The following is a 21,652-nucleotide window of genomic DNA, read 5'->3' as shown; positions in this document are numbered from 1 at the left end:
ACGATGACTCAGACGAAGACCGAACAGTTGTTCGAAGGCGCCGTCACTGTCAGGAATGGTGCCATCTCGATAACCGATGCGTCCCGCGTTGCCGGGCCGTACATGGATACGCTCGTGCGCCAGGCGGTATTCGGCAACGAGGACCAGAAGGCCGATGCGCGTTGGCTGATCTGGGAGATAGCCCAGGCCGTGGGAATTCATCCCGCGTCGATCCACGATCTCTACATGGCGCGCGGCAAGGGTGCGTACGACGACGTCACCGTTCCGGCGATCAATGTGCGCGGAATGGCGTACGACACGGCGCGCGCGGTGTTCCGTGCGGCGAACAAGCTGAACGCTGGCGCATTCGTGCTCGAGATCGCGCGCTCCGAGATTGCGTACACCGACCAGCGGCCGGGTGAGTATGCATCGGTGATGCTCGCGGCCGCGATTCGCGAGGGCTTCCGTGGCCCGCTCTTCATTCAGGGCGACCATTTTCAGATCAGCGCGAAGAAGTTCGCGACCAATCCGGACCAGGAAGCGGGTGCGGTCAAGCAGCTCGCGGTGGAAGCCGTTGCAGCGGGCTTCTACAACATCGATATCGACACGTCCACGCTCGTCGATCTCTCCAGGCCGACGCTCGCGGAGCAACAGCGCACCAATGTCGAGCAGTGCGCGGACATCGCCGCATTCATTCGCGATCTTCAGCCGGCAGGGATCACCATCTCGCTCGGCGGCGAGATCGGCGAAGTCGGAACCGAGAACTCGACCCCGGAAGAGCTGCGTGCCTACATGGACGGCTTCAACAATCTTCTTGGTCGTGAATCGCCCGGCACGGAAGGTCTTTCCAAGGTCAGCGTGCAGTCGGGCACCTCGCATGGTGGTATAGTTCTTCCCGACGGATCGATCAAGGAAGTCGCGATCGACTTCGGCACGCTTACCACATTGTCCGACATCGCGCGCAAGGAATACGGATTGGCCGGTGCAGTGCAACATGGCGCCTCGACGCTTCCGGACGAGCTGTTCCACAAGTTCCCCGGCACCGGAACGTGCGAGATTCACCTCGCGACGAATTTTCAGAACATGCTGTTCGACCACATGCATGAATCGTTGCGCAAGGAGATCTACGCGTGGCTGGACGTGAACACCAAGGACGAGCGCAAGCCTACGGACACGGACGAGCAATTCTATTACAAGACCCGCAAGAAAGCGCTGGGTCCGTTCAAGCGTAAGATCTGGGACATGCCGCCCGACGTGAAGGAGACGATGGCCAGGGCATACGACGAGAAGTTCGGTTTCCTTTTCAGGCAGCTGAACATCCACGACACGCGTGACCTGGTAGCGAAGTACGTTCATACTCCCGCGCAACATCGTCCCATGCCGCACCCCGATCTTGCAGTGGTCGAAGCGGCACCTGACGACGCGGATCTGAGCGACTGAGTTCTTGTGAATGAGCGTGACAAGTCGGCCGAGCTCAGACAGCTGGGCCACGATGTTCGGAACGCGCTGAACGGCGTAGCTGTCAACCTCGAGGTTGCACGCAGCCGCGCCGCGCGCGGCGCCGATGTCACGCAGGTAGCACCGTTTATTGAAACAGCCGTGCAGCAGCTTGACGCTGCAACGCGGCTGCACAAGCGTTACGCTGATCTTGCCGCTGATGTCGCGGAGGCTGCGGGGTCGCGCCACAGTGCGCGTTCCGCTGGATCTGCTCCGGCCGATTCCAACCCACATTCCTGAGAACACACCGACGCATGGCAGCTAGCACGAAGCACAGAATCCTCGTCGCCGATGACGAACAGGCGATAACACAGGGCCTGAGCGCGATCCTTTCGGACGAAGGCTACGACGTGTCGATCTGCGCCGATGGCCAGAAAGCGCTGGATGAGCTTCAGAGTGGCGATTATGGTGTAGTACTCGCTGACCTGATGATGCCCAAGGTCGATGGTCTGTCGTTGCTGAAGGCTCTCCAGGACAGGAGCATTCCGACCGAGTGCATCATCATCACCGGACAGGCGACCGTCGACTCCGCGGTTCAGGCGATGCGCGAGGGTGCATACGACTACATCGAGAAGCCGCTCAATTCGGAGAAGCTCAACCGCCTCAAGGCGCTGATTCCGAAAGCGCTCGAGAAGTACGCCATCGGCCAGAAGAACCGTGAGCTTGCGTCCAAGCTGGAGACGCTCACGCACTATGGTGAGCTGACCGGCCAGTCCGAAGAGATGCGCGCAGTCTACCAGATCATCGATGCGGTCGCGCCGTCGAGCGCATCGGTATTGATCCTCGGCGAATCCGGTACTGGAAAGGAGCTGGTCGCTCGCGCGGTGCATTCCAAGAGCGACCGGGCCAAGGGTCCGTTCTTCGCGCTCAACTGTGCCGCACTGCCCAAGGACATTCTCGAGAACGAATTGTTCGGTCATGAAAAGGGCGCCTTCACAGGCTCGATCAACGAGAAGCCGGGCGCCTTCGAGATGGCCGACGGCGGAACGATCTTCCTCGACGAAGTCGCCGAGATGCCCACCGACATCCAGGTGAAGCTTCTGCGCGCCATCGAGAGCCGCAGCGTGCGCAGACTGGGCGGCAAGAAGGAGATTGCGGTCGACATTCGCATAGTTGCAGCGACCAACATGGATCTGCAGAAGGCGCTCGAGGAGGGCGAGCTGCGAGAGGATCTCTACTATCGCCTCGCGGTGGTGGAACTGTTTCTGCCGGCGCTGCGCGAGCGCGTGAGCGACATCCAGCTGCTCGCGAACGAATTCCTGCTGCGCTTCTCGCGCCAGAACAGCAAGCAGCTCACTGGTTTCGACGAGGATGCGTGGGCCTGGATCCACGCGTATCACTGGCCCGGCAACGTTCGCGAGCTGAAGAATGCAGTCGAGCGCGCGGTGATCATGGCGCGCGGGACGGTGGTGACAGCTCAGGACATAATGCCTCGACATCTTCGGCTCGCCGCGGCCGCCGTTGCCGCGGCAGCGCCTGTGAGCGACAAGGCCGCGCCCAGGAAGACCGCGGCTGGCAAGACGGCCGCAAAACCGAAATCCAAAACGACCCGCACAGGGAAGAGGTAATCATGCGTGACTTCGAACGGGAGCCCTTCGTAGTGATCGAGCGAGACGAACCTGGTATCGGTACGTTGCTGCTCGGCATGGCGATCGGTGCTGGAATCGCGCTGTTGCTCGCGCCTCGCAGTGGTGCCGAAACCAGGCGCATGATCGAGTCTCGCGCGCGACGCGCCGGCGAGCGCGTGCGGAACGCCGCAACGGACGTCGCCGACAATGTGACGTCACAGGTGAACGAGGTGCGCGATCGTGTCACCGAGCGCGTCGGTGCAGCCCGCAGGGCGGTCCGGCGTGGACAGGACCAGGTGCTCGACGCAGTGGATGCCGGCCGCTATGCCGCGAGCGAAGCGCGTTCTGATCTCGAGCGCAGAATCGCCGAGAACAAGGCGGCGCGACGCGAAGCGAACAGCCTGTAAGGTCGCGCCGGTGGGCCAGGAGCGCCCGTGGATCAAGCGATTTTGGGTAGGCTTCGCTGACTACGTACGGCGCGTGTGGGACAATAGCGGCGATGACAACATTTTTTTTCTCGCGGGCGGAATCTCGTTCAACATTCTGATCGCGATCGTTCCATTCCTGCTGCTGTTCGCCACGTCGCTTACGTATCTGCTGAATCAGTCCACGCTCGCCGCGACGGACGAGATCGTTGCTCTCGTCAACCGATTCCTGCCTGCGAGTACGAGCGATCCGGTGACGAGCGTGGTTGCCAAGATCATTGCAGCGCGTGGCACGGTGGGTCTGTACTCCGCCATCGGATTCATCTGGTTCTCCACGCGACTGTTCGGGTCGTTGCGCTCGATACTCAACGCGATATTCGACATCGAGGTGGATCGCGGCATCATCGACGGCAAGGTGTACGACGTGAAGGTTACCGTCGTGTCGTCGCTCCTGTTCGTTGCATATACGGGACTGTCCGCGTATATCGCGATAGCGTCGTCACGCGGCGTCGCGGTTCTGGCGGCGCTCGGCATTCGTCAGGACGTGATGGGCACGCTCGAATACACACTCGGACGAATCGTGGCGTTCGTGTTCATCGCAGCGCTGTTCTTCGGCCTCTACAAATATCTTCCATACAAGAAGATGCGCTGGCAGACCGCGCTCGTTGCCTGCACATTTACCGCCGTGATGTTCGAGATCGCGAAATCCGTGTTCGCATATTACGTCACGTCGTTCAAGCCCGGCTCGCTCTACACCGGCACCATAGCGGCGCTCGTGATCGTCGTGTTGTGGGTGTACTACGCGTCGATGGTCTTCATACTGGGCGGCGAGGTGGCGCAGGTCTACGAGCTACGCCACATGCGCAAGCGCCAGCACGAAGCATTCGAGGATTGATGGTCGCATGGACAGGCCACGATGCCTGTCCTACGGTTTCGATATCTCCTTGATCGCACGATCCGCTGCAACAGCATTGTCGGCGCGCCTGACGATATCCGCCTGCGCGATGACGCCTACGAGCATGTCACGCTCATCAACGACTGGAATGCGTCGAATCTGCTCCTTTCCCATCGTATTCATCACATCTGAGACGTCGTCATCCGTGCGGCACGTAGTTACGGAGTCGCTCATTGCTTCGCGCACCTTGCACGCGGATCCCTTGTGGCCCTTTGCCACGTGACGCACCGTGATGTCCCGATCGGTAATGAGACCAACGAGTTTCGCCGAACCGTCACCGTCGACGACGGGCAGCATTCCGACGTCCCGATCATGCATCAGTTGCGCTGCTGTATTGAGCGTAGTGTCCGGCGTCACGCAGACCGGATCGCTGCTCATGATGTCCTGTGCCTTCATTTCGTCTCCTCCGTCATTGTGAACGATTGTCGTGCTTTCGCGGTCGCATAACATGTGCCCCCAATCGCACCCTCCCTGGAGTCGCATGGGGACGAAACCGGCAACTTTGCACGCGATCATCAGCCAATTCGAACCGTCGCGGCGCGATACGTGCGCTCTTTCACTCGTGCAACGTGTCGAACGCCGCACCAGATAACGGAGAACGAATGGCTGATTCCAGGCAGACCAGGTCCCCGAAAACTCCAGCCGCGTCTCGGGTGCCGGCGGGACCTGCGCCGCCTCCGCCCCCTGCAACCGCTACATCAGACCAGCCACAAGCTATGGTGGAACCGCATCCGGTGAGCAGTCACCGCACTCCGCGCGAGATAGCGAAGGAGGAAGCGGGACCGGGCGGTCCATCGACCGAGCCGCAGCCGAACGGGCGCTTTTCGCACACTGCAAAGGCACCGCGCAAGGAGGAGGAGCACATCCGCGCGGCAGTGCAGCGCAGCGCACACCCGGGCACCACAAGGGCGCCGCGTCGCGCCGCCGACGACCCGAACCATCGCACGGGAAAGCGGTGACGTGACGCCCCCCTTTCACGACCGCGCCGATGCCGGACGCAAGCTTGCGGCAGTGCTGCACGAGTATGGCGGCCGTCCGGACGTTCGTGTGCTTGCACTTCCGCGCGGCGGAGTGCCAGTTGCGTACGAAGTTGCCCGTGCGCTCGGTGCACCGCTAGACATATTTCTGGTGCGCAAGCTCGGTCTTCCCGGCCATGAAGAGTTCGCGATGGGCGCGATCGCGAGCGACGGCGTGGTCGTGCTCGACAATGACGTGATTCGCGCACTGCACGTGGACCGGGCCTCGCTCGATTCGGTAATCGCTCGCGAGCGGCGTGAGCTCGATCGTCGCGAAATTGCCTACCGCGGCGTGAGGCCCCGGACGGACATCCGCGGTTGCATCGTGATTGTCGTCGACGACGGGCTAGCTACCGGGTCGACCATGCGTGCAGCAGTGCTCGCTCTCAGACGCGAACAGCCCCAGCGCATCGTCGTCGCGGTTCCAGTCGCCGCACCCGAAACGTGCAGATCGTTTCGCCAGGGTGAAGACGCGGCTGATGAAGTGGTCTGTCTGGTAACACCGGAGCCATTTCAGGCCGTCGGGCTCTGGTATTCCGTGTTCGACCAGACGAGCGACGACGAAGTCCGCGCGCTACTCTCGCAAGCCGCGTCGAACGATCGTTCGAATATGGTTGCCAATTAGAAAATCGCTGCGAAGATCGGCTGGCGCATTCGGCTCATAAGCTCCGTCGCGGACCCCGGAGAAAACTCGCCAATTCCGGCAGGAAATCGTTCCGGCGGCAGGACGGCGCCGTTTTTGCCATTTGGGCTGTCGAACACCACACACACGTAACGGAGGCTTGGATGAGAAAGGTGATTTTTGCCGCCGCTGTAATTGCTCTCGCCGCAACTGGGTGCAAGAAGACCGGAGAAGGGGAGTACGAGGTACAGAAGCCGGTCGTTGGCACTGTCACCGATACGGTGCATACGCCGGTAGTTGAAACTGGCGTCGACAGCACCAAGGTCGCGGTCCCCAAGGTCGAGGTGAAGAAGGATTCCGCCACGATCAAGGTTCCCACGGTCAAGATCAAGAAGCCCTGATAAGCCTTTGCTGGACACACCGGCCCGCCTCGCGCGGGCCGGTGTTATCTGCAACCTGTGAGCGGTTGCGCGGGTTATATTTCAGAATATTCCAGGGATTTCCGGGGGGCGCGAGCCCACTAACCCCGTCAGGACCCCGAAGGTAGCAGCGGCATGCGGTGTCTTGCGTTGCCCCGATCCCCTGGAGCCCCCCTTCATCCCCGCCTCGCTCGCGGGGACCTTCCGAAGGGCGGGTGTCGCCCCGCAAACCAGACGCATGGCCCTCGCGCTAGCAAGGAAATACCGCCCGCGCTCGTTCGCCGAGGTGGCCGTTCAGGGCCACGTGTCGAACACGCTGAGAGGCGCGATCGCGCGTGATCGCGTGGCGCATGGATACCTCTTCTGCGGCCCCCGCGGAACGGGCAAGACCACTCTCGCTCGCGTGCTCGCAATGGCGCTCAACTGCGAGAACAAGCAACCCGACGGCGAACCGTGCGGCGTGTGCACCAGCTGCCAGCGCATCTGGAGCGGCTCGTCCAGTCTCGACGTCGTCGAGATAGACGCAGCATCAAACCGCGGCGTCGACGACGCGCGTGATCTGCGCGAGCGCGCGATGTACGCACCGTCCGGCGACGATCGCTACAAGGTCTACATAGTCGACGAAGCGCACATGCTCACGCGCGAAGCGTGGAACGCGCTGCTCAAGGTTCTCGAAGAACCGCCCGCGCGTGTCGTCTTCGTCTTCGCGACTACCGAGCCGCAGAAGATCGCGCAGACAGCCGCACCCGTGCTCAGCCGCTTGCAGCGCTTCGATCTCAAGCGCATCGGACGAAGCGATATCGTCGCCCGCCTCGAGTACATCCTGGACGAAGAGAAGATTCCGCGCGAGCCTGAAGCGCTGATGATGATCTCGCGCGCCGCTGACGGTTCCATGCGCGACGCGCTATCGCTCACCGATCAGGTGACGTCACTCGGCGAAGGAAGCATCACCGCTGAAGCCGTGCGCGCGGCACTCGGCCTCGTTCCGGAAGACGAATACCTCGACATTATCGACATAATCGTTCAGCGCCGCGCCGCAGACGTGTTCACCGCGGTGCGACGTCTCGCCGACGAGGGTGTCGACTTCGGGATCTTCCTCGCAGGATTCTCCGACGTCCTGCGCGCGCAGCTCGCAGTTCTGCTCGGCGGAAGTGTTCCCGACGTCTCCGCAGCAGCGACGGAGCGTCTGCGCGCCAATTCAGAGCGGCTGGCATCGGGTGATGTACTTCGCATGCTCAACGTGCTGAGCGATCTCGAGCCGCGCTTCCGGAAGAGCGGGCAGCAGCAATTGTTGATCGAGTTGCTGCTCGTCCGGTTCGCCTTGCTGGATCACACATTGTCGCTCGAAGAAGTACTGCGCGGTATCGGTTCGGCCGGCGGGACTGCACCCGGGGCTGCTCAATCGGATTGGCGCGCGAAGATCGCAGCACCGGAGCCGGCGCCGCCCGTCCGTGCGGCATCGGCAGCGCTTGCGCCCGCTGTGGCGCCCGCTGTTGCACCTGCTCCGGCGCCGGCCCCCGTGCGCCGAGCGGCGGCCGGGGCCAGTCCGCTCTCTGCGATGCGCTCGGCCATGGAGGCGTCGTCGCAGGGCGATCCGCCTCAGCGGCTGAGCGATGACCAGCTGCGGTCGGAGCGTGCTCAGATGCTGCGAGCGAAAGATCCTGTACTCGGCGCGGCAATCGACGCGCTCGACCTCGAATTGCTCGACTGAGAGTACAACTCTTTAGATTCCTATATGGCTGACTTCATGAAGCTGATGCAGCAGGCGCAACAGATGCAGAGCCGCTTGCAGGAGATCCAGGAGGAGCTGGAGAAGCAGACCGTTTCTGCAACCGCTGGCGGCGGCATGGTGACCGTGACAGCCGATGGAAAGGGACAGGTCACAACGGTCAAGATCGATCCCAGCGTCGTGAGTCCAGCCGACGTGGAGATGCTCGAAGATCTCGTAATGGTCGCCGTTCGCGACGCGCAGAAAAAGGCTGCCGAACTGGCAAAGTCCGAGATGGGCAAGCTGACCGGCGGCATGGATCTACCGTTCAAGCTCCCATTCTGAGTGTCAGCGATAGAAGATCTCGCCACCGAGCTCTCGAAGTTGCCCGGAATTGGCCGGAAGACGGCGATGCGGCTCACGTATCACCTGCTCAAGCAGCCCGCTGGGCAGACCCGCAGACTCGCCGAAGCGCTGCTGACGATCTCCGAGCGCGTACATCCGTGCGCCCGCTGCCATAACCTCACCGAGAACGAACTGTGTTCGATATGTGCCGATGCGCGTCGAGATCCGGCGCTCGTCTGCGCGGTGGAAGAGGCGTCGGATATCGGTGCGATAGAGCGGGCTGGTGAGTTTCGTGGCACGTACCATGTTCTGGGCGGCCGCCTGTCCCCGCTTGACGGGATCGGCCCCGACGACCTGGCCGTCGGCGACCTGGAGGCCCGCGTGGCCGCCGGCGGAGTGCGGGAGCTGATAATTGCGACCAACCCCAGCATCGAGGGAGAGGCGACGGCGTTATATCTTCAGCGACGGCTGGCTGGCTATCCGTTGACCGTTTCACGGATCGCCCGCGGCCTCCCGGTTGGCGGCGATCTGGAGTACGCTGACGGGGTGACGATAGCCCAGGCTCTGTCGGCCCGGAGAGTCATGCAATGAAGGTGTCAAATGAGTAAGAATCGTGATTGGTTCGTCGCCGGCCTGCTCGGCGGCCTTGTGGCAGGTCTCGCGACCTGGTCCGGCGCACAGCACGCGTACCGAAGAGACCTGTTCAGTCGTCATCCTGTGAGGCGACTCGCTGCTCTCGGGCACCTATCCGGGCAACCGACAGTCGCCACAGCCCACCTTCTGCGCGAATACATCGCCTGGGAACCGCGCCCGATGCTTCGGGGACGGGCGGTGCGGCTACTCAAGCACGTTGAAAGGGCTCTCGCCTAGATGGAGATAGAATGATGGCAGGTGGCAGCGCAAAGTCAGGCGGGTCGGGCACATGGTCGTTCACGGAAGATGACTCCGTCGCCATTACCCATTCGCTTCAGAGGTTCCTGGCCGATACCAACTCCCGTTCCGCGCTCCTGGTCGACCGGTCGGGCCAGCTCGTGGCGACCGTTGGCGAGCAGCCGACCTTCGATCCGACGACTTTCGCGACCCTCACAGCGGCCGATTTCAGTGCCAACGATCAGCTAGCGAAACTTGTTGGAGAGAGCGACTTCAGCACCTTGTTTCATCAGGGCGAAAAGGAATCCATCTACCTCGCGGATGTTGCACGCCGGCTCATCCTCGTGGTCCTTTTCGACAACCGTACAACCCTGGGGCTCGTACGACTACGAATGAAACAGGCCGTTCAGGAATTGACCGTGGTGATTGACGCGATCTTCTCGCGTTCGCGCGAAGAGAAGCCGTCTCGGCCGAATCTGCTACATGGGGCAGATGCGGAAATCGACGAGCTCTTCAACTGGTAGCGCGCGATGTCGATGATCAACTACGCGTCCCGCGAGATCAACTGCAAGATCGTGTACTACGGCCCCGGACTGGGCGGCAAGACGACCAACCTCGAGTTCATCTACGGCAAGGTCAAGCCGGATACTCGCGGCAAGCTCATCTCGCTCGCGACCGAAACCGAGCGCACGCTCTTCTTCGACTTCCTGCCAGTCGACCTCGGCACCATCCGCGGCTTCAAGACAAGGTTCCATCTCTACACGGTTCCGGGCCAGGTGTACTACAACGCCAGCCGGAAGCTGATCCTCAAGAACGTCGACGGGGTCGTCTTCGTCGCCGATTCGCAGCTGGATCGGACAGAGGCCAACCTCGAGTCGATGCAGAATCTGTACGACAACATGGCGGAATACGGCTACGATCTCACCAAGATGCCGTTCGTCATCCAGTACAACAAACGTGATCTGTCGAACGCAGCGCCGCTGCAGCAGCTCCAGGAAAATCTGAATCCCGGCTGGGAAGTCGACGACTCCAGTCGCCAGATTCTCACCCCCGATCCCTATCACGCCAACGAGAATCTGACCGAACAGATCTCCACCGGAGAATGGGTCGGACGGGCGCCGTATTTCGAGGCGGTTGCGGTTCAGGGTGACGGCGTGTTCGATACACTTAAGGCAGTTAGCAAAATGGTGCTGAAGTCGCTAGCGTAAGGGAAATGAATCTTCCGAATGCCATAACCGTGGGACGAATCGCGGCGGCTCCTTTCATAGGGGTGCTTCCGTTCTTTCCATCGTCCACAATCCGGTACTCGGCGTTCGCGCTCTACGTAATCGCGGCGGTAACTGACTACGTGGACGGCCATCTCGCCCGGACCCGGAACAGCGTGACCGACACGGGCCGTCTTCTGGACCCGCTCGCCGACAAGCTGCTCCTGTTCGCGACGCTCATTCCAATGAGCATCCTCATGGCGGGGCGCGCCAACTGGATGGCGCCGCTGCTCGACCGTAGCGGCGAGGCGTCCCACTTCGCCTTCATGACGCCGGTCGGATCAGTCCCGCTGCCGTGGTGGGTGGTGCTCATCATCGTGAGCCGCGAGGTCTTCATGATGCTCTTCCGCCGGGCCGCCGCGCGCCGGGGGCACGTGATCTCCGCGATCGGTCCCGCCAAGTGGAAGACGGCGTTCCAGTCGCTCTGGGTCGGCAGCGCATTCTTCTGGTTCGGCGCTCAGACCGTCGCCAACGAGCGCGGCTGGGATTCCACGGCGTGGCACGCATTCGCCGAGTTCAATGGAACCGTCGGGGCACTCGCCATGGTCACCGCCGTAGTGCTTACATTGTACTCATTGTGGCTCTACGTGCGGCAGTACGCGCGCGTCTTCGCGGGCCAGACACGCTGACGAGTACGCCACACCGTATGGCGATCGGGCGACACAATTTACGATTGACCGGTCCTGCAATTGAACGTCGAAATCGTAACAATCGGTGACGAGCTCCTGCTTGGCTTCACCATCGATACGAACAGCGGCTTCCTCGGCCGCGAGCTCGCAAGTCTCGGAGTAACCGTCGCGCGCCACACCACGTGTGGCGATGACGTCGGCATCATTGTCGAGACGCTCCGTGAGGCAATCAATCGCACGGGTGCGGTGATCACTACAGGCGGACTCGGCCCGACCGCCGACGACATGACGGTCGAAGCGGTTGCGAAGTTGTTCGATCGCGAGTTGGTGCGCGACGACTCGATTGCACAGTGGCTCGAGCAGCGCTGGATCGCGTACGCGCGCAAGGGGCCGATGCCGGTGAGCAACTACAAGCAGGCGATGATTCCACGTGGCGCGGAGATCATTGCGAATCCGGTGGGCTCCGCGCCAGGCGTGCTGGTTACCGATGAGCGCGGACGTTGGGTCGCGACACTGCCCGGCGTTCCGCGTGAAGCGCGCACGATGTTCACGGAGTCGCTGCGTCCGCGCATTGCCGCTCTTGCCGGCGAAGGTACCGTCGTAAGATCGATGACGTTGCACACTATCGGTGTCGGCGAATCGTCGATCGCCGACAAGCTCGGCGAACTTGGGAAGGGCGTCAACGGATTGTCGCTCGCCTTCATTCCTGGAATCGCCGGTGTCGACCTGCGCCTGACGTCCAGGGACCGCTCCTCTGTGGATACCGACGCGGCACTTGCGGAAGGCGCCCGGATGCTCCGCGACAATCTGGGGGATGTGATTTACGGCGAGGGCAGCACGAGTCTCGCATCGATTGTGATCGACGCTTGTCGCGATTCGAAACTGCGCATTGCTGTGGCAGAAAGCTGCACCGGTGGAATGCTCGGTGAGCACATCACCGCAGTAGCCGGCGCGAGTGACGTTTTTCACGGCGGACTCATCGCCTACGACAATCGTGTCAAGCGGCAGCTGCTCGGTGTCCTGGATTCGGACCTGGTGGAGCAGGGCGCCGTGAGCGAGCCCGTCGCGTTGCAGATGGCCAAGGGAGTCCGGCTGCGACTCGGAACCGAGATCGGGGTATCAATCACCGGAATCGCGGGGCCCGGCGGCGGAACTCCTGAAAAACCAGTAGGAACCGTCTGGATAGCTGTCGATGTCTCAGAAGGGCGGCCGCCGATTCCACGTCCGGATGGCGAGCCCCCTATCACTCCGTACGCAAAGGCACGAGTTTTCCACTTTATTGGGAATCGCGACGAGATTCGCTACCGGGCCGCGCAGGCGGCACTCGATATGATACGCCGTACAGTTCGGGATCTGCCCAAAACGCCAGCAATCTGAAATGCAAAACGAAAATCCGTCTGAAAACGAGTCCGACAATTTCCAGTCAGAAGATGCCGGCCAGCAGCCTTCGGCGTCGACCGAACAGGCCGATGCGCGTTCGCGCGGTGATGTCGACGAGAACGGCGCGCTCGAGGCCCAGCGCGACCGCTACCTGCGTCTCGCCGCGGAGTACGACAACTTCCGCAAGCGCACGGCCAAGGAAGCACAGCAGGCGCGCGCGCGCGGCCAGGCCGATCTGATCAAAATGTTGCTCGACTCGCTGGACGACCTGTCGCGCTTCGCGCACGTGGACCCGGCGGTGACTGACTGCGCGACGCTGGTCACAGGGGTGGAACTGGTCGAGCGGAACATCCTGAAGGCGCTCACGAGTGTCGGCGTCGAGGTGATCGATCCGTTGGAGCTGCCGTTCGATCCCAATCTGCATGAGGCGGTCTCGACGCAGGCCGCGGACACTCCGGATGAAGACCACATGGTCGCGCAGGTCTTTCAGCGTGGCTACATGCTCAATGGCCAGCTGATCCGGCCGGCGCGCGTAGTCGTCAAGCAGTACCAGTAAGCACGTGGCCCAGACGAAGGATTTCTACGGTGTGCTTGGTGTCTCGTCGAGCGCCTCGCAGGACGAGATCAAGAAGGCGTATCGCAAGCTCGCCAAGCAGTACCATCCCGACGCGAACGCCAACGATCCAAAGGCTGCGGAGCGTTTCAAGGAGATCTCCGAGGCGAACAACGTCCTCGGCGACGTCGAAAAGCGCAAGCAATACGACGAGATGCGCCGGCTCGGCGCGTTCGAAGGGTTCAGTGGAGCGCGGGGCGGCTCTCCTGGCGGCTTTTCGGGCGGTCGCCCAGGGGCAGGGCCCGGCGCGGCAGGATTCGACTTCAGCAACGTCGACATCGGCGGCCTGGGTGGTCTGGGCGATCTGTTCAGCTCGATCTTCAATCAATCCGGACGAGGACCGGCCGGCGCGGGCGGTCGCGGTCGCGCGCCCGAGCGCGGGCAGAGCGTCGAGACGCAGGTCGAGGTGCCGTTCCGCACCGCTGTGACCGGTGGCAGGATTCCGGTGACGCTCGAGGTTACGGAAGAATGTCAGACGTGCCACGGCAGCGGGGCTGCGCCGAGCGCATCGATGCGCATCTGCCCCGAGTGCTCGGGACGCGGCACTGTTTCGTTCGGCCAGGGCGGCTTTGCGGTGAATCGACCGTGTCCGGTCTGTCTGGGTCGGGGGCAGGTGCCGTCGCAGCCATGTCCGACATGCAACGGGAGTGGCGAGGTTCGCACTCGAAAGAAGGTGATGATCACCGTACCTCCCGGTTCCGACAGCGGCACCAAGGTGCGGCTCAAGGGTCAGGGCGGCCGCGGCGCAAATGGCGGCCCGGCCGGAGATCTCATCGTCGAATTCGTCGTACAGCCGGACCGTTTCTTCAAACGCGAAGGACTCGACCTCATCGCGTCCGTTCCGCTCAACATCGCGCAGGCAACGCTGGGATCGCGCATCAGTGTGCGCACGATCGATGACAAAAAGGTCGCGATCAAGATCCCCTCAGGCACTCCGAGCGGCAAGCGGTTTCGTGTGCGCGGCCAGGGTGTGCAGAAAGGCGGTGAGAAGGGCGATCTGATCGTCGAGGTAACGATTGCCACGCCAGAGAACCTGACGGAAGAGCAGGCAAAGATGATGCGCGAGTTCGCGGAGGCAGGCGGCCTGAAATACTAACCGACCACGCGCCGATTTGGTGGTCCTGCCCGACGACGCCAAACGCCGTGCCGAATTGGTGGTCCTGCGTAGGGCGCGGATGCATCCGCGCCTGGCCCCGTTACGCGCAATCGGATTTGGATGTCCGCCGGATATATCCGCGCCTGGCCCCGTTACGTGCAATCGGATCCGGATGTCCGCCGGATGTGTACGCGCCTGGCCCCTATCCCACCAGCAGCGGCAGTTCCGTGCGTGCGCGCCGTGGCGAAGCGATGAATCCGCCGCCTAGCAGCCGGTCCCCGCTGTAGATCACGAGCGACTGCCCGGGCGATATCGCGACGACAGCCTCATCGAGCGCGATCTCGACTTCCCCATCTCCTGCGCGCAGTATCACGCCGTGCGCGAGCGGCGAGTGATGACGGATGCGTACCTGCACCGCATCGCCGGGAACGGGCGGCGTCTCCACAAGCCAGTTCACTTCAGTTGCAGCGACACCCGTACCGAGCAGCTCCTCGCGCGGTCCGACGATAACGGCGCGGTCCTCCGGACGTATCGCCACGACGAATAGCGGCTCCGCAAATCCGCCCGGCAGCCCGCGCCGCTGTCCAACCGTGAAACGCGCATAGCCATCGTGCTCGCCCAGGACGCGGCCGCCGCTGTGCACGATCGGGCCGCGCTGCAACGCGGGAGAATCAGCGCCGGCGCGTTGTGCTATCACCTTCACGTAATCACCGTCGGGAACGAAGCAGATCTCCTGACTGTCGGCCTTGTTGGCGACCATCGTGAGACCCAGCCGCGTCGCGATCGCGCGCGTCTCGCTCTTGGTCATTTCACCGACCGGGAGAATCATGCGCGAGATCACCGCGCGATCGATCCCCCAGAGGAAGTAGGTCTGATCCTTCGCGTCATCGCTTCCGCGCAGCAGTTCACCGTCACGCACGCGCGCGTAATGACCGGTCGCTATCCACTGTGCGTCGATGCTGTCAGCTGTGTGCAGCAGATCGCGGAACTTGGTGAACGTGTTGCAGCGCACGCATGGAATCGGCGTGCGACCGGCAACGTATTCCGCGACGAAGTCATCCATGACATCGTGGCCGAATCGGCTCTCCATATTCAGCACGTAGTGCGGAATTCCAAGCCGCTCGCAAACGCGCCGGGCATCGTTGACGGAATCGAGGGAGCAGCACGGACGATCGGGGACTTCCGACCCGTCCGAGAACAGCTTCATGGTGACGCCAACTACGTCATAGCCACGCTCCACCAGCAGCGCGGCGGCGACGGAGGAGTCCACGCCGCCCGACATCGCGACGAGGACACGATTCGGTAGCATCAGGCCGCGGCCATCGACCTGGCTTTCGCCACAAGCTTTGGAAACAGCTCGGCCACGCGATCCACATCGGCCTCGGTGTTGATCGGCCCGAAGCTCATCCGCACCGCGGCATTTGCAAGCGCAGGCTCGACGCCCAGCGCTGACAGTACATGGCTCGGCGTGACGCTGCCACTCTGACACGCACTGCCGCCCGAGCACGCGATGCCGCGCAGATCGAGCGCCATCAGCATCGACTCGTTATCGGTACCCGGAACGGAGATGTTCAGCACGTGTGGGGCGCGTCGCGCTCCACGGCTGTGCACTACTGCATCGGGAATGGCCGCCAGCAGCAACGCCTGCAGGCGATCGCGCATGTGCTCCGTCTCCTTCCAGTGCTGCTCGCGTTCCGCCACAGCCAACTCGGCGGCCGTCGCAAGACCGACAACGTATGCGAGGTTCTCCGTGCCGGCTCTGCGGCCGCGGTCCTGCGAGCCGCCTCGAATCAGCGGCTCGAACGCGGTACCCCGGCGAATGAACAGCGCGCCAATGCCCTTGGGCGCGCCAATCTTGTGGCCGGAGATAGAGAGGAGATCGAACGGTTGCGTGCGAGCGTCGATCGCGACCTTGCCGAATGCCTGCACAGCGTCCGTATGAAACGCGACGCCACGTTGCTTTGCGCGCTGCGCGAGAGCAGGGATGTCCTGAATGACGCCGGTCTCATTGTTGACCCACATCACGCTCGTTACCGCGACGTCGTCCCGAACGTGCTCGTCGAACGACGCATCGACGACGACTCCATTCGAATCGACGTCGAGAATGCGCTCCTCGCCGCCTTCGTGCGCTACTTCGTGCGCGGCGGCAAGCACAGCCTTGTGCTCGATCGGCGTTGTGACGACTGCGTTGCGTCCCGAGTCGCGCATCGCGCGCCACAGGCAGAGAACAGCGGTGTTGTCACCTTCCGTGCCGCATGAGTTGAACGATACCTCGTCCGGGTGCGCACCGAGACAGGTGGCCAGGCGCTCGCGCGCCTCATCCAGGGCGGCACGCGCTTCGCGGCCGAAGCTGTGGATCGAGGACGGGTTGCCGAACTTCGGTCCAAAGAACGGACGCATCGCCTCGAACACTTCCTCGCGTACAGGAGTGGTTGCGGCGTTGTCGAGGTAGATAGGAGGCTGTGCCATCACCATGAAAGCTAATAAAACTCCGCCCGGACCGCCCAAAGCTCCGGGAAGAAGCGGTTGCCGAGCGTGTCGCGGAGGGCCTTGGCGCCGAGCGAACCGCCGGTGCCGGGGGTGCCAGGACCGATGACGCGCTCGATAACCTCGACATGGAGGAAGCGCCACATCGCGAACTCCTGTTCGTACGACAACAGACCCTCGGCCAGTAGTCGAAGCTCGCGCTCGTCATCGGTCGCGTACAGGGTACGTGCTGCAAGGTTGCGCTGCGACAGCAACTGTGCGAACAGCTCCGGGAGTGATGCCTGCGACAGTGCTCGCTCGACGATCGGATCCAGTGGTTGCTGCGACTTGAGATATTCCAGATAGCCAGGATCGCGCAACCCCGATATCAGCTCGATCGCGCGGAACTGCGCGCTCTGGCCACCGGTGGATGTCCCGAGGTTGTGCCGGAACTGCGAAAATCCCTGCGGCGACAATGTGTCGAGCGCATGAAGCTGCGCCGTGACGATCCGCATGAGCCCGTTCACTCTGCCAACGGATTCAACTGCTTCGAGCACGCGCCCGTTCGCGATCGACTCCCGCAGCTTGCCAAGCTCGTGCAATATCAGCTTGAACCACAATTCACTCGACTGGTGCACCGTGATGAACAGCAATTCGTCCGGATGCTCGGGCGAGCTGCGCGGAACCTGCAGTGACAGCAGCTCTGCAAGCTTCAGATACGTCGGGTAGGTTGGCTCATCATCTGTCAAAACGTCGCTACCTCCAGCGCGCCGACGTCGTCGACTCGCATGGTTTCAGTGGTGTAGAAGGGCTCGCCAAAGCGAGTCCGGATCAGCGACCCGTAATGCGCCGACTGATGTCGAATCACATCGTACAACGGCTCACCCGTGGGATACACCTCGCCTGCCTGAATCGCGCCGTCGAATTGCGACGCGTAGCAGCGGATCGCGCGCATCTTATCCTCGAACACGTCACTTATGTCCACGACGAACGTCGGCTTGACGTGATCCTCACGGAAGGCGATCGCGTGAATCACTTTCCTGGGGCGGTGCGGCGGTGTCTCGGGTGCGACCTTCGCGAGGCCGGCAATGAAACAAGCGTCACGCACCAGTTGTCCGGCCACGATGTGGTCGGGATGGCGCCCCTGCAGCGGCGGTGCGATGACGATGCGCGGACGTAATTTACGAATCGCGATCGCAAGCAGCGCACGCGTTTCCGGCGTATTCACCAGACCGGCGTCCGGAAGTCCCAGATTCATGCGTTGAGCGACGCCCATGATCCTGGCGGCGGCCTCGGATTCCTGCGCTCTGAGCGCGGCAGAGCCGCGGGTGCCGGTTTCGCCTGCGGTGAGATCTATTATCGCGGTGGTGTGGCCCTGACGCGCGGACTTGATGAGAGTGCCGCCGCACGTGAGCTCGATGTCGTCGCGGTGCGCCGCGATCGCAAGTATTTCCACATCTGCCATGCGCATGAAATTACGGCGCCGGCGCGGGTTGCGTCATTCGGTTTATGCTCGGTGCCAGGGCGACACCGAGCATGAACCGGCAGATCTACTCGTAGCGCAGAGCTTCGACGGGATCGAGACGCGAGGCCCGAAGCGCGGGCAGCATGCCGAAGATGATTCCCGTCACGACGCTGGCTCCGACCGCCGTCCCGATGGACCAGAGCGGAATGCTGGCTGCAATCGGTGTTGCCGCGCGTAGTGCCAGCGTTCCGAGCCAGCCGACGAACATGCCCACGAATGCACCAATTCCGGTGAGCGTCACCGCCTCGATCAGGAACTGCCAAAGGATCGTCCTGCGAGTCGCGCCGAGTGCCTTGCGCACACCGATTTCGCGCGTGCGCTCCGTGACGCTGATCATCATGATCGCGATCACGCCTACACCACCCACCAGCGTGCCGACGGCCGACAACGCGATCATTACGATGAAGAACATGCCGAAGACCTTGTTGTAAGTCTCGAACAGCTTGTCCTGAGTGATGATCGCAAACGTGTTGTCGACGCCCGGCTTGAGGCCGCGCGACACGCGAAGTGCGGAGACCACCTCGTCTATCGCGTCGTCACGCTCGACTCCCGCGTCAGGCTTGACCGTCACCTGGATGTTACGCACACCTGTTCCAAGGTGCCGGCGTGCGGCCTCGATCGGGACGATGGCCTTCGCTCCGTTTCCGCCGCCGAGGAAGCTCGCAATGTAGTGATAGACTCCGATTACCTGGAACGGCTCGCCCTTGATCGATATCTGCTTGCCGATTGGATCGATGTCACCAAACAGGTCCTTCGCCATCTCGTCATTGATCAGCGCCACGCGTGCACCGGACGAATTCTCCGCCGTCGTGAACGTGCGGCCTGGATAGATGTCGCCACCATCGACGTCGGTCCAGTTCGCGGTGTACGCGGTTATGTTCGGCGACGGAATCGTCTGCTGGCGATAGGTTACGGGCCCCTGATCGTTGATGCGTGCAGCGACGGTGCGAATGCCAGGCAGCGCCGCGAGTCGCTCGATCTCGGTGTTGGAGATCGGCGGATTCCTGAGCCACTTGCAGGTGTCGTCAGTGCCGTCACACGCTTCGAAGGTGATCGGAAACCGCGAAATAAAGAATGTCGACGGACCTGCCTTCTCGAAGTCCTTGGCGACGCTCGCATTGATTCCGTGAATCGCTCCCGAGATCACGACGACGACGAACACGCCGACCGCAACGCCGAGGATCGTAAGCGCGGCACGAACCCGGTTCGCCCTCAAAGCATCCAGTGCGATACTGACGCCCTGGAAAATCGCATATACCCGCGTCGCGAGACTCATTCTGCTCTCAGGGCTGTGATCGGATCGAGCAACGCGGCGCGGCTCGCTGGATAGACACCGGCCACGATGCCAACGCCGGCTCCGAGCAAAACGGAGACGACGATCGACCAGAGGGCGACGTGTGTCGGCAATGGCGATACCGACGCAATTATTGCCGAGATTCCAATCCCGCACACCACGCCGATTGCAGAGCCAACCGTGCTGAGCGTCGCCGACTCGACCAGAAACTGCGCCAGAATATCCTGCCGGCGCGCTCCGAGTGCCTTGCGCACGCCGATCTCGGCGGTGCGCTCCGCGACCGCTACAAGCATGATGTTCATGATGACAATGGCGCCGACCACCAGCCCGATCGCGGGGAGCGCGATTCCGGCGACGACGAGGTATCCCTTGATCTTGTTCCAGAACTCGAGATCCTGATCCGAGGTCTCGAGTACGAAATTGTCCTTCTGCTCCGGAAGTAGTTTGCGCCGTGTGCGCATGACCGAGCGCACCGCGTCTTCATTCGCCAGCATCGTTGTTTCATCCACCGACTGAATCATGATGCCGTCGATGACGCCGTGCCGGTTTGTCAGGCGCTTGAGCGGTGAGTTGAAGGGTGCCACGATGAACTTGTCCAGCGACATGCCAAAAACGCTGCCCTGACTTTCCGCGATGCCGATGACGGTATACGGAATGTGGCCGACCTTGAGCTCGCGCCCGATCGGATCGACGCTCGGGAAGAAGTACGACGCGACGTCGGTACCGATCACCACCACCGGCGCGCCCATCGCGTCTTCCTGCGCCGTGAAGACACGTCCTTCGGTCACGCCCATCTTCTTGATGTCGAACCACGGTGCCGTGACGTTCGACGCATCGACCTGCTTGGGCTTGGGCACGTAGCGCGATTCGACCATCAGATTGTCCTGGCTGACGACCGCCGCTCTGGTGCCGGGCGAAAGCGCAGCCAGCACCGGCGCGATGTCCTCCTCCTTGATGCGAGGGCGACGCTGCCATTCCTGCCAAGTGGCCCGATCGATTCCGCCGAGTGTCACGTCGGGAGTCTTGCGCAGATTGAACGTGTTGATGGGAATGAGCTTTCCCATCAGATCGTCCTGCATGTAGTGCCCCATTCCCTCGACGATCGAGACGACGGCGATGAGGAACATCACGCCGATCATGACTCCCAGCAGAGTGAAGAAGCTTTTCAGCTTCTGCACTCTGATCGTGGACAGCGCGAGACGAACGGCTTCGTAGAAGCGCACGTGCCCTAGCCGACTACCGAGGAGCCGAACGTGCTGAGACGCTCGTGGAACGTCTCCTTGCGCTCGTCCGTCTCGACGAGACCATCACGCAGCACGATCACGCGACGCGCGTGCGCGGCGATGTCGGGCTCGTGCGTTACCATGATGACCGTCTGTCCATGATCGGACAGTCCGCTGAATACGCGCATGATGTCTTCGGACGTGCGCGAGTCGAGATTACCCGTCGGCTCGTCGGCGAGCAGGATCGCCGGACGGTTGACCAGTGCACGCGCAATCGCGACGCGCTGGCGCTGACCGCCGGACAGCTCGTTCGGTCTGTGATCCATGCGTTCGCCGAGCTCGACTCGCTCCAGCGCTTCCTTGGCGCGTGCGCGCCGTTCCTCGCTTCCGACACCCGCGTACACGAGAGGCAGCTCCACGTTCTGAAGTGCGGTGGAGCGGGGGAGCAGGTTGAACGTCTGGAAGACGAATCCGATTTCCTTGTTCCTGACGTGCGCCAGCTGATCGTCCGACATGTCGGACACGAGCGTTCCATTCAGCCAGTACTCGCCAGCGTCAGGCGTGTCGAGGCATCCGATGAGATTCATCAGCGTCGACTTGCCCGATCCCGACGGTCCCATGATCGCGACGTATTCGTTGCGGCGCACGGCGATGTCCACGCCGCGCAGCGCACGCACGATTTCGCCGCCCATGTCGTACTCGCGCTTGAGACCGCGCGCGACGATCGCCCATTCCTGGCCCGGCGCAACGCCGGCTA

At 62.4% G+C, this 21,652-nt stretch carries 26 protein-coding genes; 18 read left to right on the top strand and 8 right to left on the bottom strand.

Annotation, left to right across the window (positions count from 1 at the left end):
- Window positions 1-3 precede the first annotated feature (3 nt).
- The 5 genes from V4529_10245 to V4529_10225 all read left to right on the top strand — a co-directional run bounded on the left by V4529_10245 (window position 4) and on the right by V4529_10225 (window position 4,364).
- Entirely contained in the window at window positions 4-1,419 is a 1,416-nt protein-coding gene (locus V4529_10245; protein ID MES2358707.1) for a class II fructose-bisphosphate aldolase, read from the top strand.
- A gap of 6 nt (window positions 1,420-1,425) precedes the next feature.
- A complete protein-coding gene (locus tag V4529_10240) occupies window positions 1,426-1,716 on the top strand; it encodes a hypothetical protein (GenBank protein ID MES2358706.1) in 291 nt (96 codons plus the stop codon).
- Window positions 1,717-1,730: 14 nt separating this feature from the next.
- Window positions 1,731-3,044 carry a sigma-54 dependent transcriptional regulator gene (locus tag V4529_10235; GenBank protein ID MES2358705.1) on the top strand — a complete coding sequence of 438 codons (1,314 nt, stop codon included), beginning with the start codon at window positions 1,731-1,733 and terminating at the stop codon, window positions 3,042-3,044.
- Window positions 3,045-3,046: 2 nt separating this feature from the next.
- A complete protein-coding gene (locus V4529_10230) occupies window positions 3,047-3,451 on the top strand; it encodes a YtxH domain-containing protein (protein ID MES2358704.1) in 405 nt (134 codons plus the stop codon).
- A 73-nt stretch (window positions 3,452-3,524) separates the two neighbouring features.
- A complete protein-coding gene (locus V4529_10225) occupies window positions 3,525-4,364 on the top strand; it encodes a YihY/virulence factor BrkB family protein (protein ID MES2358703.1) in 840 nt (279 codons plus the stop codon).
- A gap of 30 nt (window positions 4,365-4,394) precedes the next feature.
- Here the strand turns inward: V4529_10225 and V4529_10220 are convergent, their stop codons facing one another.
- Window positions 4,395-4,820 (bottom strand): CBS domain-containing protein, encoded by a 426-nt coding sequence (locus V4529_10220; protein ID MES2358702.1) that lies wholly within the window; start codon window positions 4,818-4,820, stop codon window positions 4,395-4,397.
- Between the two features lie 338 nt (window positions 4,821-5,158).
- Between V4529_10220 and V4529_10215 the strand changes: the two genes are divergently transcribed.
- The 13 genes from V4529_10215 to dnaJ all read left to right on the top strand — a co-directional run bounded on the left by V4529_10215 (window position 5,159) and on the right by dnaJ (window position 14,387).
- Window positions 5,159-5,383: a hypothetical protein gene (locus tag V4529_10215; protein ID MES2358701.1), complete on the top strand. Its 225-nt coding sequence runs from the start codon at window positions 5,159-5,161 to the stop codon at window positions 5,381-5,383.
- Between the two features lies 1 nt (window position 5,384).
- Window positions 5,385-6,065: a phosphoribosyltransferase gene (locus tag V4529_10210; GenBank protein ID MES2358700.1), complete on the top strand. Its 681-nt coding sequence runs from the start codon at window positions 5,385-5,387 to the stop codon at window positions 6,063-6,065.
- Window positions 6,066-6,226: 161 nt separating this feature from the next.
- Window positions 6,227-6,463: a hypothetical protein gene (locus tag V4529_10205; protein MES2358699.1), complete on the top strand. Its 237-nt coding sequence runs from the start codon at window positions 6,227-6,229 to the stop codon at window positions 6,461-6,463.
- A 256-nt stretch (window positions 6,464-6,719) separates the two neighbouring features.
- On the top strand, window positions 6,720-8,192 hold the full coding sequence (dnaX, locus tag V4529_10200; GenBank protein MES2358698.1) for a DNA polymerase III subunit gamma/tau: 1,473 nt from the start codon (window positions 6,720-6,722) through the stop codon (window positions 8,190-8,192).
- A 24-nt stretch (window positions 8,193-8,216) separates the two neighbouring features.
- Window positions 8,217-8,534: a YbaB/EbfC family nucleoid-associated protein gene (locus V4529_10195; protein MES2358697.1), complete on the top strand. Its 318-nt coding sequence runs from the start codon at window positions 8,217-8,219 to the stop codon at window positions 8,532-8,534.
- Window positions 8,535-9,125 (top strand): recombination mediator RecR, encoded by a 591-nt coding sequence (recR, locus tag V4529_10190; protein ID MES2358696.1) that lies wholly within the window; start codon window positions 8,535-8,537, stop codon window positions 9,123-9,125.
- Between the two features lie 9 nt (window positions 9,126-9,134).
- Window positions 9,135-9,404, top strand: a complete 270-nt coding sequence (locus tag V4529_10185) for a hypothetical protein (protein ID MES2358695.1) — start codon at window positions 9,135-9,137, stop codon at window positions 9,402-9,404.
- A 14-nt stretch (window positions 9,405-9,418) separates the two neighbouring features.
- Window positions 9,419-9,928 carry a roadblock/LC7 domain-containing protein gene (locus tag V4529_10180; protein ID MES2358694.1) on the top strand — a complete coding sequence of 170 codons (510 nt, stop codon included), beginning with the start codon at window positions 9,419-9,421 and terminating at the stop codon, window positions 9,926-9,928.
- A 6-nt stretch (window positions 9,929-9,934) separates the two neighbouring features.
- Window positions 9,935-10,612, top strand: coding sequence for an ADP-ribosylation factor-like protein (locus V4529_10175; protein MES2358693.1), 678 nt, complete (start codon window positions 9,935-9,937; stop codon window positions 10,610-10,612).
- A gap of 5 nt (window positions 10,613-10,617) precedes the next feature.
- The gene (locus V4529_10170) at window positions 10,618-11,298 is read left to right on the top strand and encodes a CDP-alcohol phosphatidyltransferase family protein (protein ID MES2358692.1); all 681 of its coding nucleotides are present in this window, start codon (window positions 10,618-10,620) and stop codon (window positions 11,296-11,298) included.
- Between the two features lie 60 nt (window positions 11,299-11,358).
- Window positions 11,359-12,675 carry a competence/damage-inducible protein A gene (locus V4529_10165; protein ID MES2358691.1) on the top strand — a complete coding sequence of 439 codons (1,317 nt, stop codon included), beginning with the start codon at window positions 11,359-11,361 and terminating at the stop codon, window positions 12,673-12,675.
- Window position 12,676: 1 nt separating this feature from the next.
- Entirely contained in the window at window positions 12,677-13,234 is a 558-nt protein-coding gene (locus V4529_10160) for a nucleotide exchange factor GrpE (GenBank protein ID MES2358690.1), read from the top strand.
- 4 nt (window positions 13,235-13,238) lie between these two features.
- Window positions 13,239-14,387 carry a molecular chaperone DnaJ gene (gene dnaJ / locus V4529_10155; GenBank protein MES2358689.1) on the top strand — a complete coding sequence of 383 codons (1,149 nt, stop codon included), beginning with the start codon at window positions 13,239-13,241 and terminating at the stop codon, window positions 14,385-14,387.
- A gap of 202 nt (window positions 14,388-14,589) precedes the next feature.
- Here the strand turns inward: dnaJ and mnmA are convergent, their stop codons facing one another.
- The 7 genes from mnmA to V4529_10120 all read right to left on the bottom strand — a co-directional run bounded on the left by mnmA (window position 14,590) and on the right by V4529_10120 (window position 21,587).
- Window positions 14,590-15,696 carry a tRNA 2-thiouridine(34) synthase MnmA gene (mnmA, locus tag V4529_10150; GenBank protein ID MES2358688.1) on the bottom strand — a complete coding sequence of 369 codons (1,107 nt, stop codon included), beginning with the start codon at window positions 15,694-15,696 and terminating at the stop codon, window positions 14,590-14,592.
- Complete coding sequence (locus V4529_10145) at window positions 15,696-16,856, bottom strand: cysteine desulfurase family protein (protein MES2358687.1); 1,161 nt, start codon at window positions 16,854-16,856, stop codon at window positions 15,696-15,698. Before V4529_10145 ends, mnmA begins: the two co-directional genes overlap by 1 nt.
- Before the next feature lie 11 nt (window positions 16,857-16,867).
- On the bottom strand, window positions 16,868-17,602 hold the full coding sequence (locus tag V4529_10140) for a tryptophan 2,3-dioxygenase family protein (GenBank protein ID MES2358686.1): 735 nt from the start codon (window positions 17,600-17,602) through the stop codon (window positions 16,868-16,870).
- Complete coding sequence (gene bshB1, locus V4529_10135) at window positions 17,599-18,318, bottom strand: bacillithiol biosynthesis deacetylase BshB1 (GenBank protein ID MES2358685.1); 720 nt, start codon at window positions 18,316-18,318, stop codon at window positions 17,599-17,601. The genes V4529_10140 and bshB1 overlap by 4 nt, the downstream gene beginning before the upstream one ends.
- Window positions 18,319-18,403: 85 nt before the next feature.
- Window positions 18,404-19,654 (bottom strand): ABC transporter permease, encoded by a 1,251-nt coding sequence (locus V4529_10130; GenBank protein ID MES2358684.1) that lies wholly within the window; start codon window positions 19,652-19,654, stop codon window positions 18,404-18,406.
- Complete coding sequence (locus tag V4529_10125; GenBank protein MES2358683.1) at window positions 19,651-20,895, bottom strand: ABC transporter permease; 1,245 nt, start codon at window positions 20,893-20,895, stop codon at window positions 19,651-19,653. The genes V4529_10130 and V4529_10125 overlap by 4 nt, the downstream gene beginning before the upstream one ends.
- A 5-nt stretch (window positions 20,896-20,900) precedes the next feature.
- On the bottom strand, window positions 20,901-21,587 hold the full coding sequence (locus V4529_10120; GenBank protein MES2358682.1) for an ABC transporter ATP-binding protein: 687 nt from the start codon (window positions 21,585-21,587) through the stop codon (window positions 20,901-20,903).
- Between the last annotated feature and the right edge of the window lie 65 nt (window positions 21,588-21,652).

It is taken from the genome of Gemmatimonadota bacterium (assembly GCA_040388625.1).
Lineage (GTDB): Bacteria > Gemmatimonadota > Gemmatimonadetes > Gemmatimonadales > Gemmatimonadaceae > Fen-1247.
Note: the sequence above shows the minus strand (reverse complement) of the source record. Positions and strands in the feature narration are given on the sequence as shown.

Excerpts from the sequence above, each read along its gene's own strand:
- V4529_10245 (MES2358707.1), top strand. The coding sequence starts at position 4 with ATGACTCAGACGAAGACCGAACAGTTGTTCGAAGGCGCCGTCACTGTC.
- V4529_10205 (MES2358699.1), top strand. The coding sequence starts at position 6,227 with ATGAGAAAGGTGATTTTTGCCGCCGCTGTAATTGCTCTCGCCGCAACT.
- V4529_10235 (MES2358705.1), top strand. The coding sequence starts at position 1,731 with ATGGCAGCTAGCACGAAGCACAGAATCCTCGTCGCCGATGACGAACAG.
- V4529_10130 (MES2358684.1), bottom strand. The coding sequence starts at position 19,654 with ATGAGTCTCGCGACGCGGGTATATGCGATTTTCCAGGGCGTCAGTATC.
- V4529_10230 (MES2358704.1), top strand. The coding sequence starts at position 3,047 with ATGCGTGACTTCGAACGGGAGCCCTTCGTAGTGATCGAGCGAGACGAA.
- V4529_10170 (MES2358692.1), top strand. The coding sequence starts at position 10,618 with ATGAATCTTCCGAATGCCATAACCGTGGGACGAATCGCGGCGGCTCCT.
- dnaX (MES2358698.1), top strand. The coding sequence starts at position 6,720 with ATGGCCCTCGCGCTAGCAAGGAAATACCGCCCGCGCTCGTTCGCCGAG.
- V4529_10195 (MES2358697.1), top strand. The coding sequence starts at position 8,217 with ATGGCTGACTTCATGAAGCTGATGCAGCAGGCGCAACAGATGCAGAGC.
- V4529_10145 (MES2358687.1), bottom strand. The coding sequence starts at position 16,856 with ATGGCACAGCCTCCTATCTACCTCGACAACGCCGCAACCACTCCTGTA.
- V4529_10180 (MES2358694.1), top strand. The coding sequence starts at position 9,419 with ATGGCAGGTGGCAGCGCAAAGTCAGGCGGGTCGGGCACATGGTCGTTC.
- V4529_10120 (MES2358682.1), bottom strand. The coding sequence starts at position 21,587 with ATGGGCGGCGAAATCGTGCGTGCGCTGCGCGGCGTGGACATCGCCGTG.
- V4529_10160 (MES2358690.1), top strand. The coding sequence starts at position 12,677 with ATGCAAAACGAAAATCCGTCTGAAAACGAGTCCGACAATTTCCAGTCA.
- V4529_10175 (MES2358693.1), top strand. The coding sequence starts at position 9,935 with ATGTCGATGATCAACTACGCGTCCCGCGAGATCAACTGCAAGATCGTG.
- bshB1 (MES2358685.1), bottom strand. The coding sequence starts at position 18,318 with ATGGCAGATGTGGAAATACTTGCGATCGCGGCGCACCGCGACGACATC.
- V4529_10220 (MES2358702.1), bottom strand. The coding sequence starts at position 4,820 with ATGAAGGCACAGGACATCATGAGCAGCGATCCGGTCTGCGTGACGCCG.
- mnmA (MES2358688.1), bottom strand. The coding sequence starts at position 15,696 with ATGCTACCGAATCGTGTCCTCGTCGCGATGTCGGGCGGCGTGGACTCC.
- V4529_10185 (MES2358695.1), top strand. The coding sequence starts at position 9,135 with ATGAGTAAGAATCGTGATTGGTTCGTCGCCGGCCTGCTCGGCGGCCTT.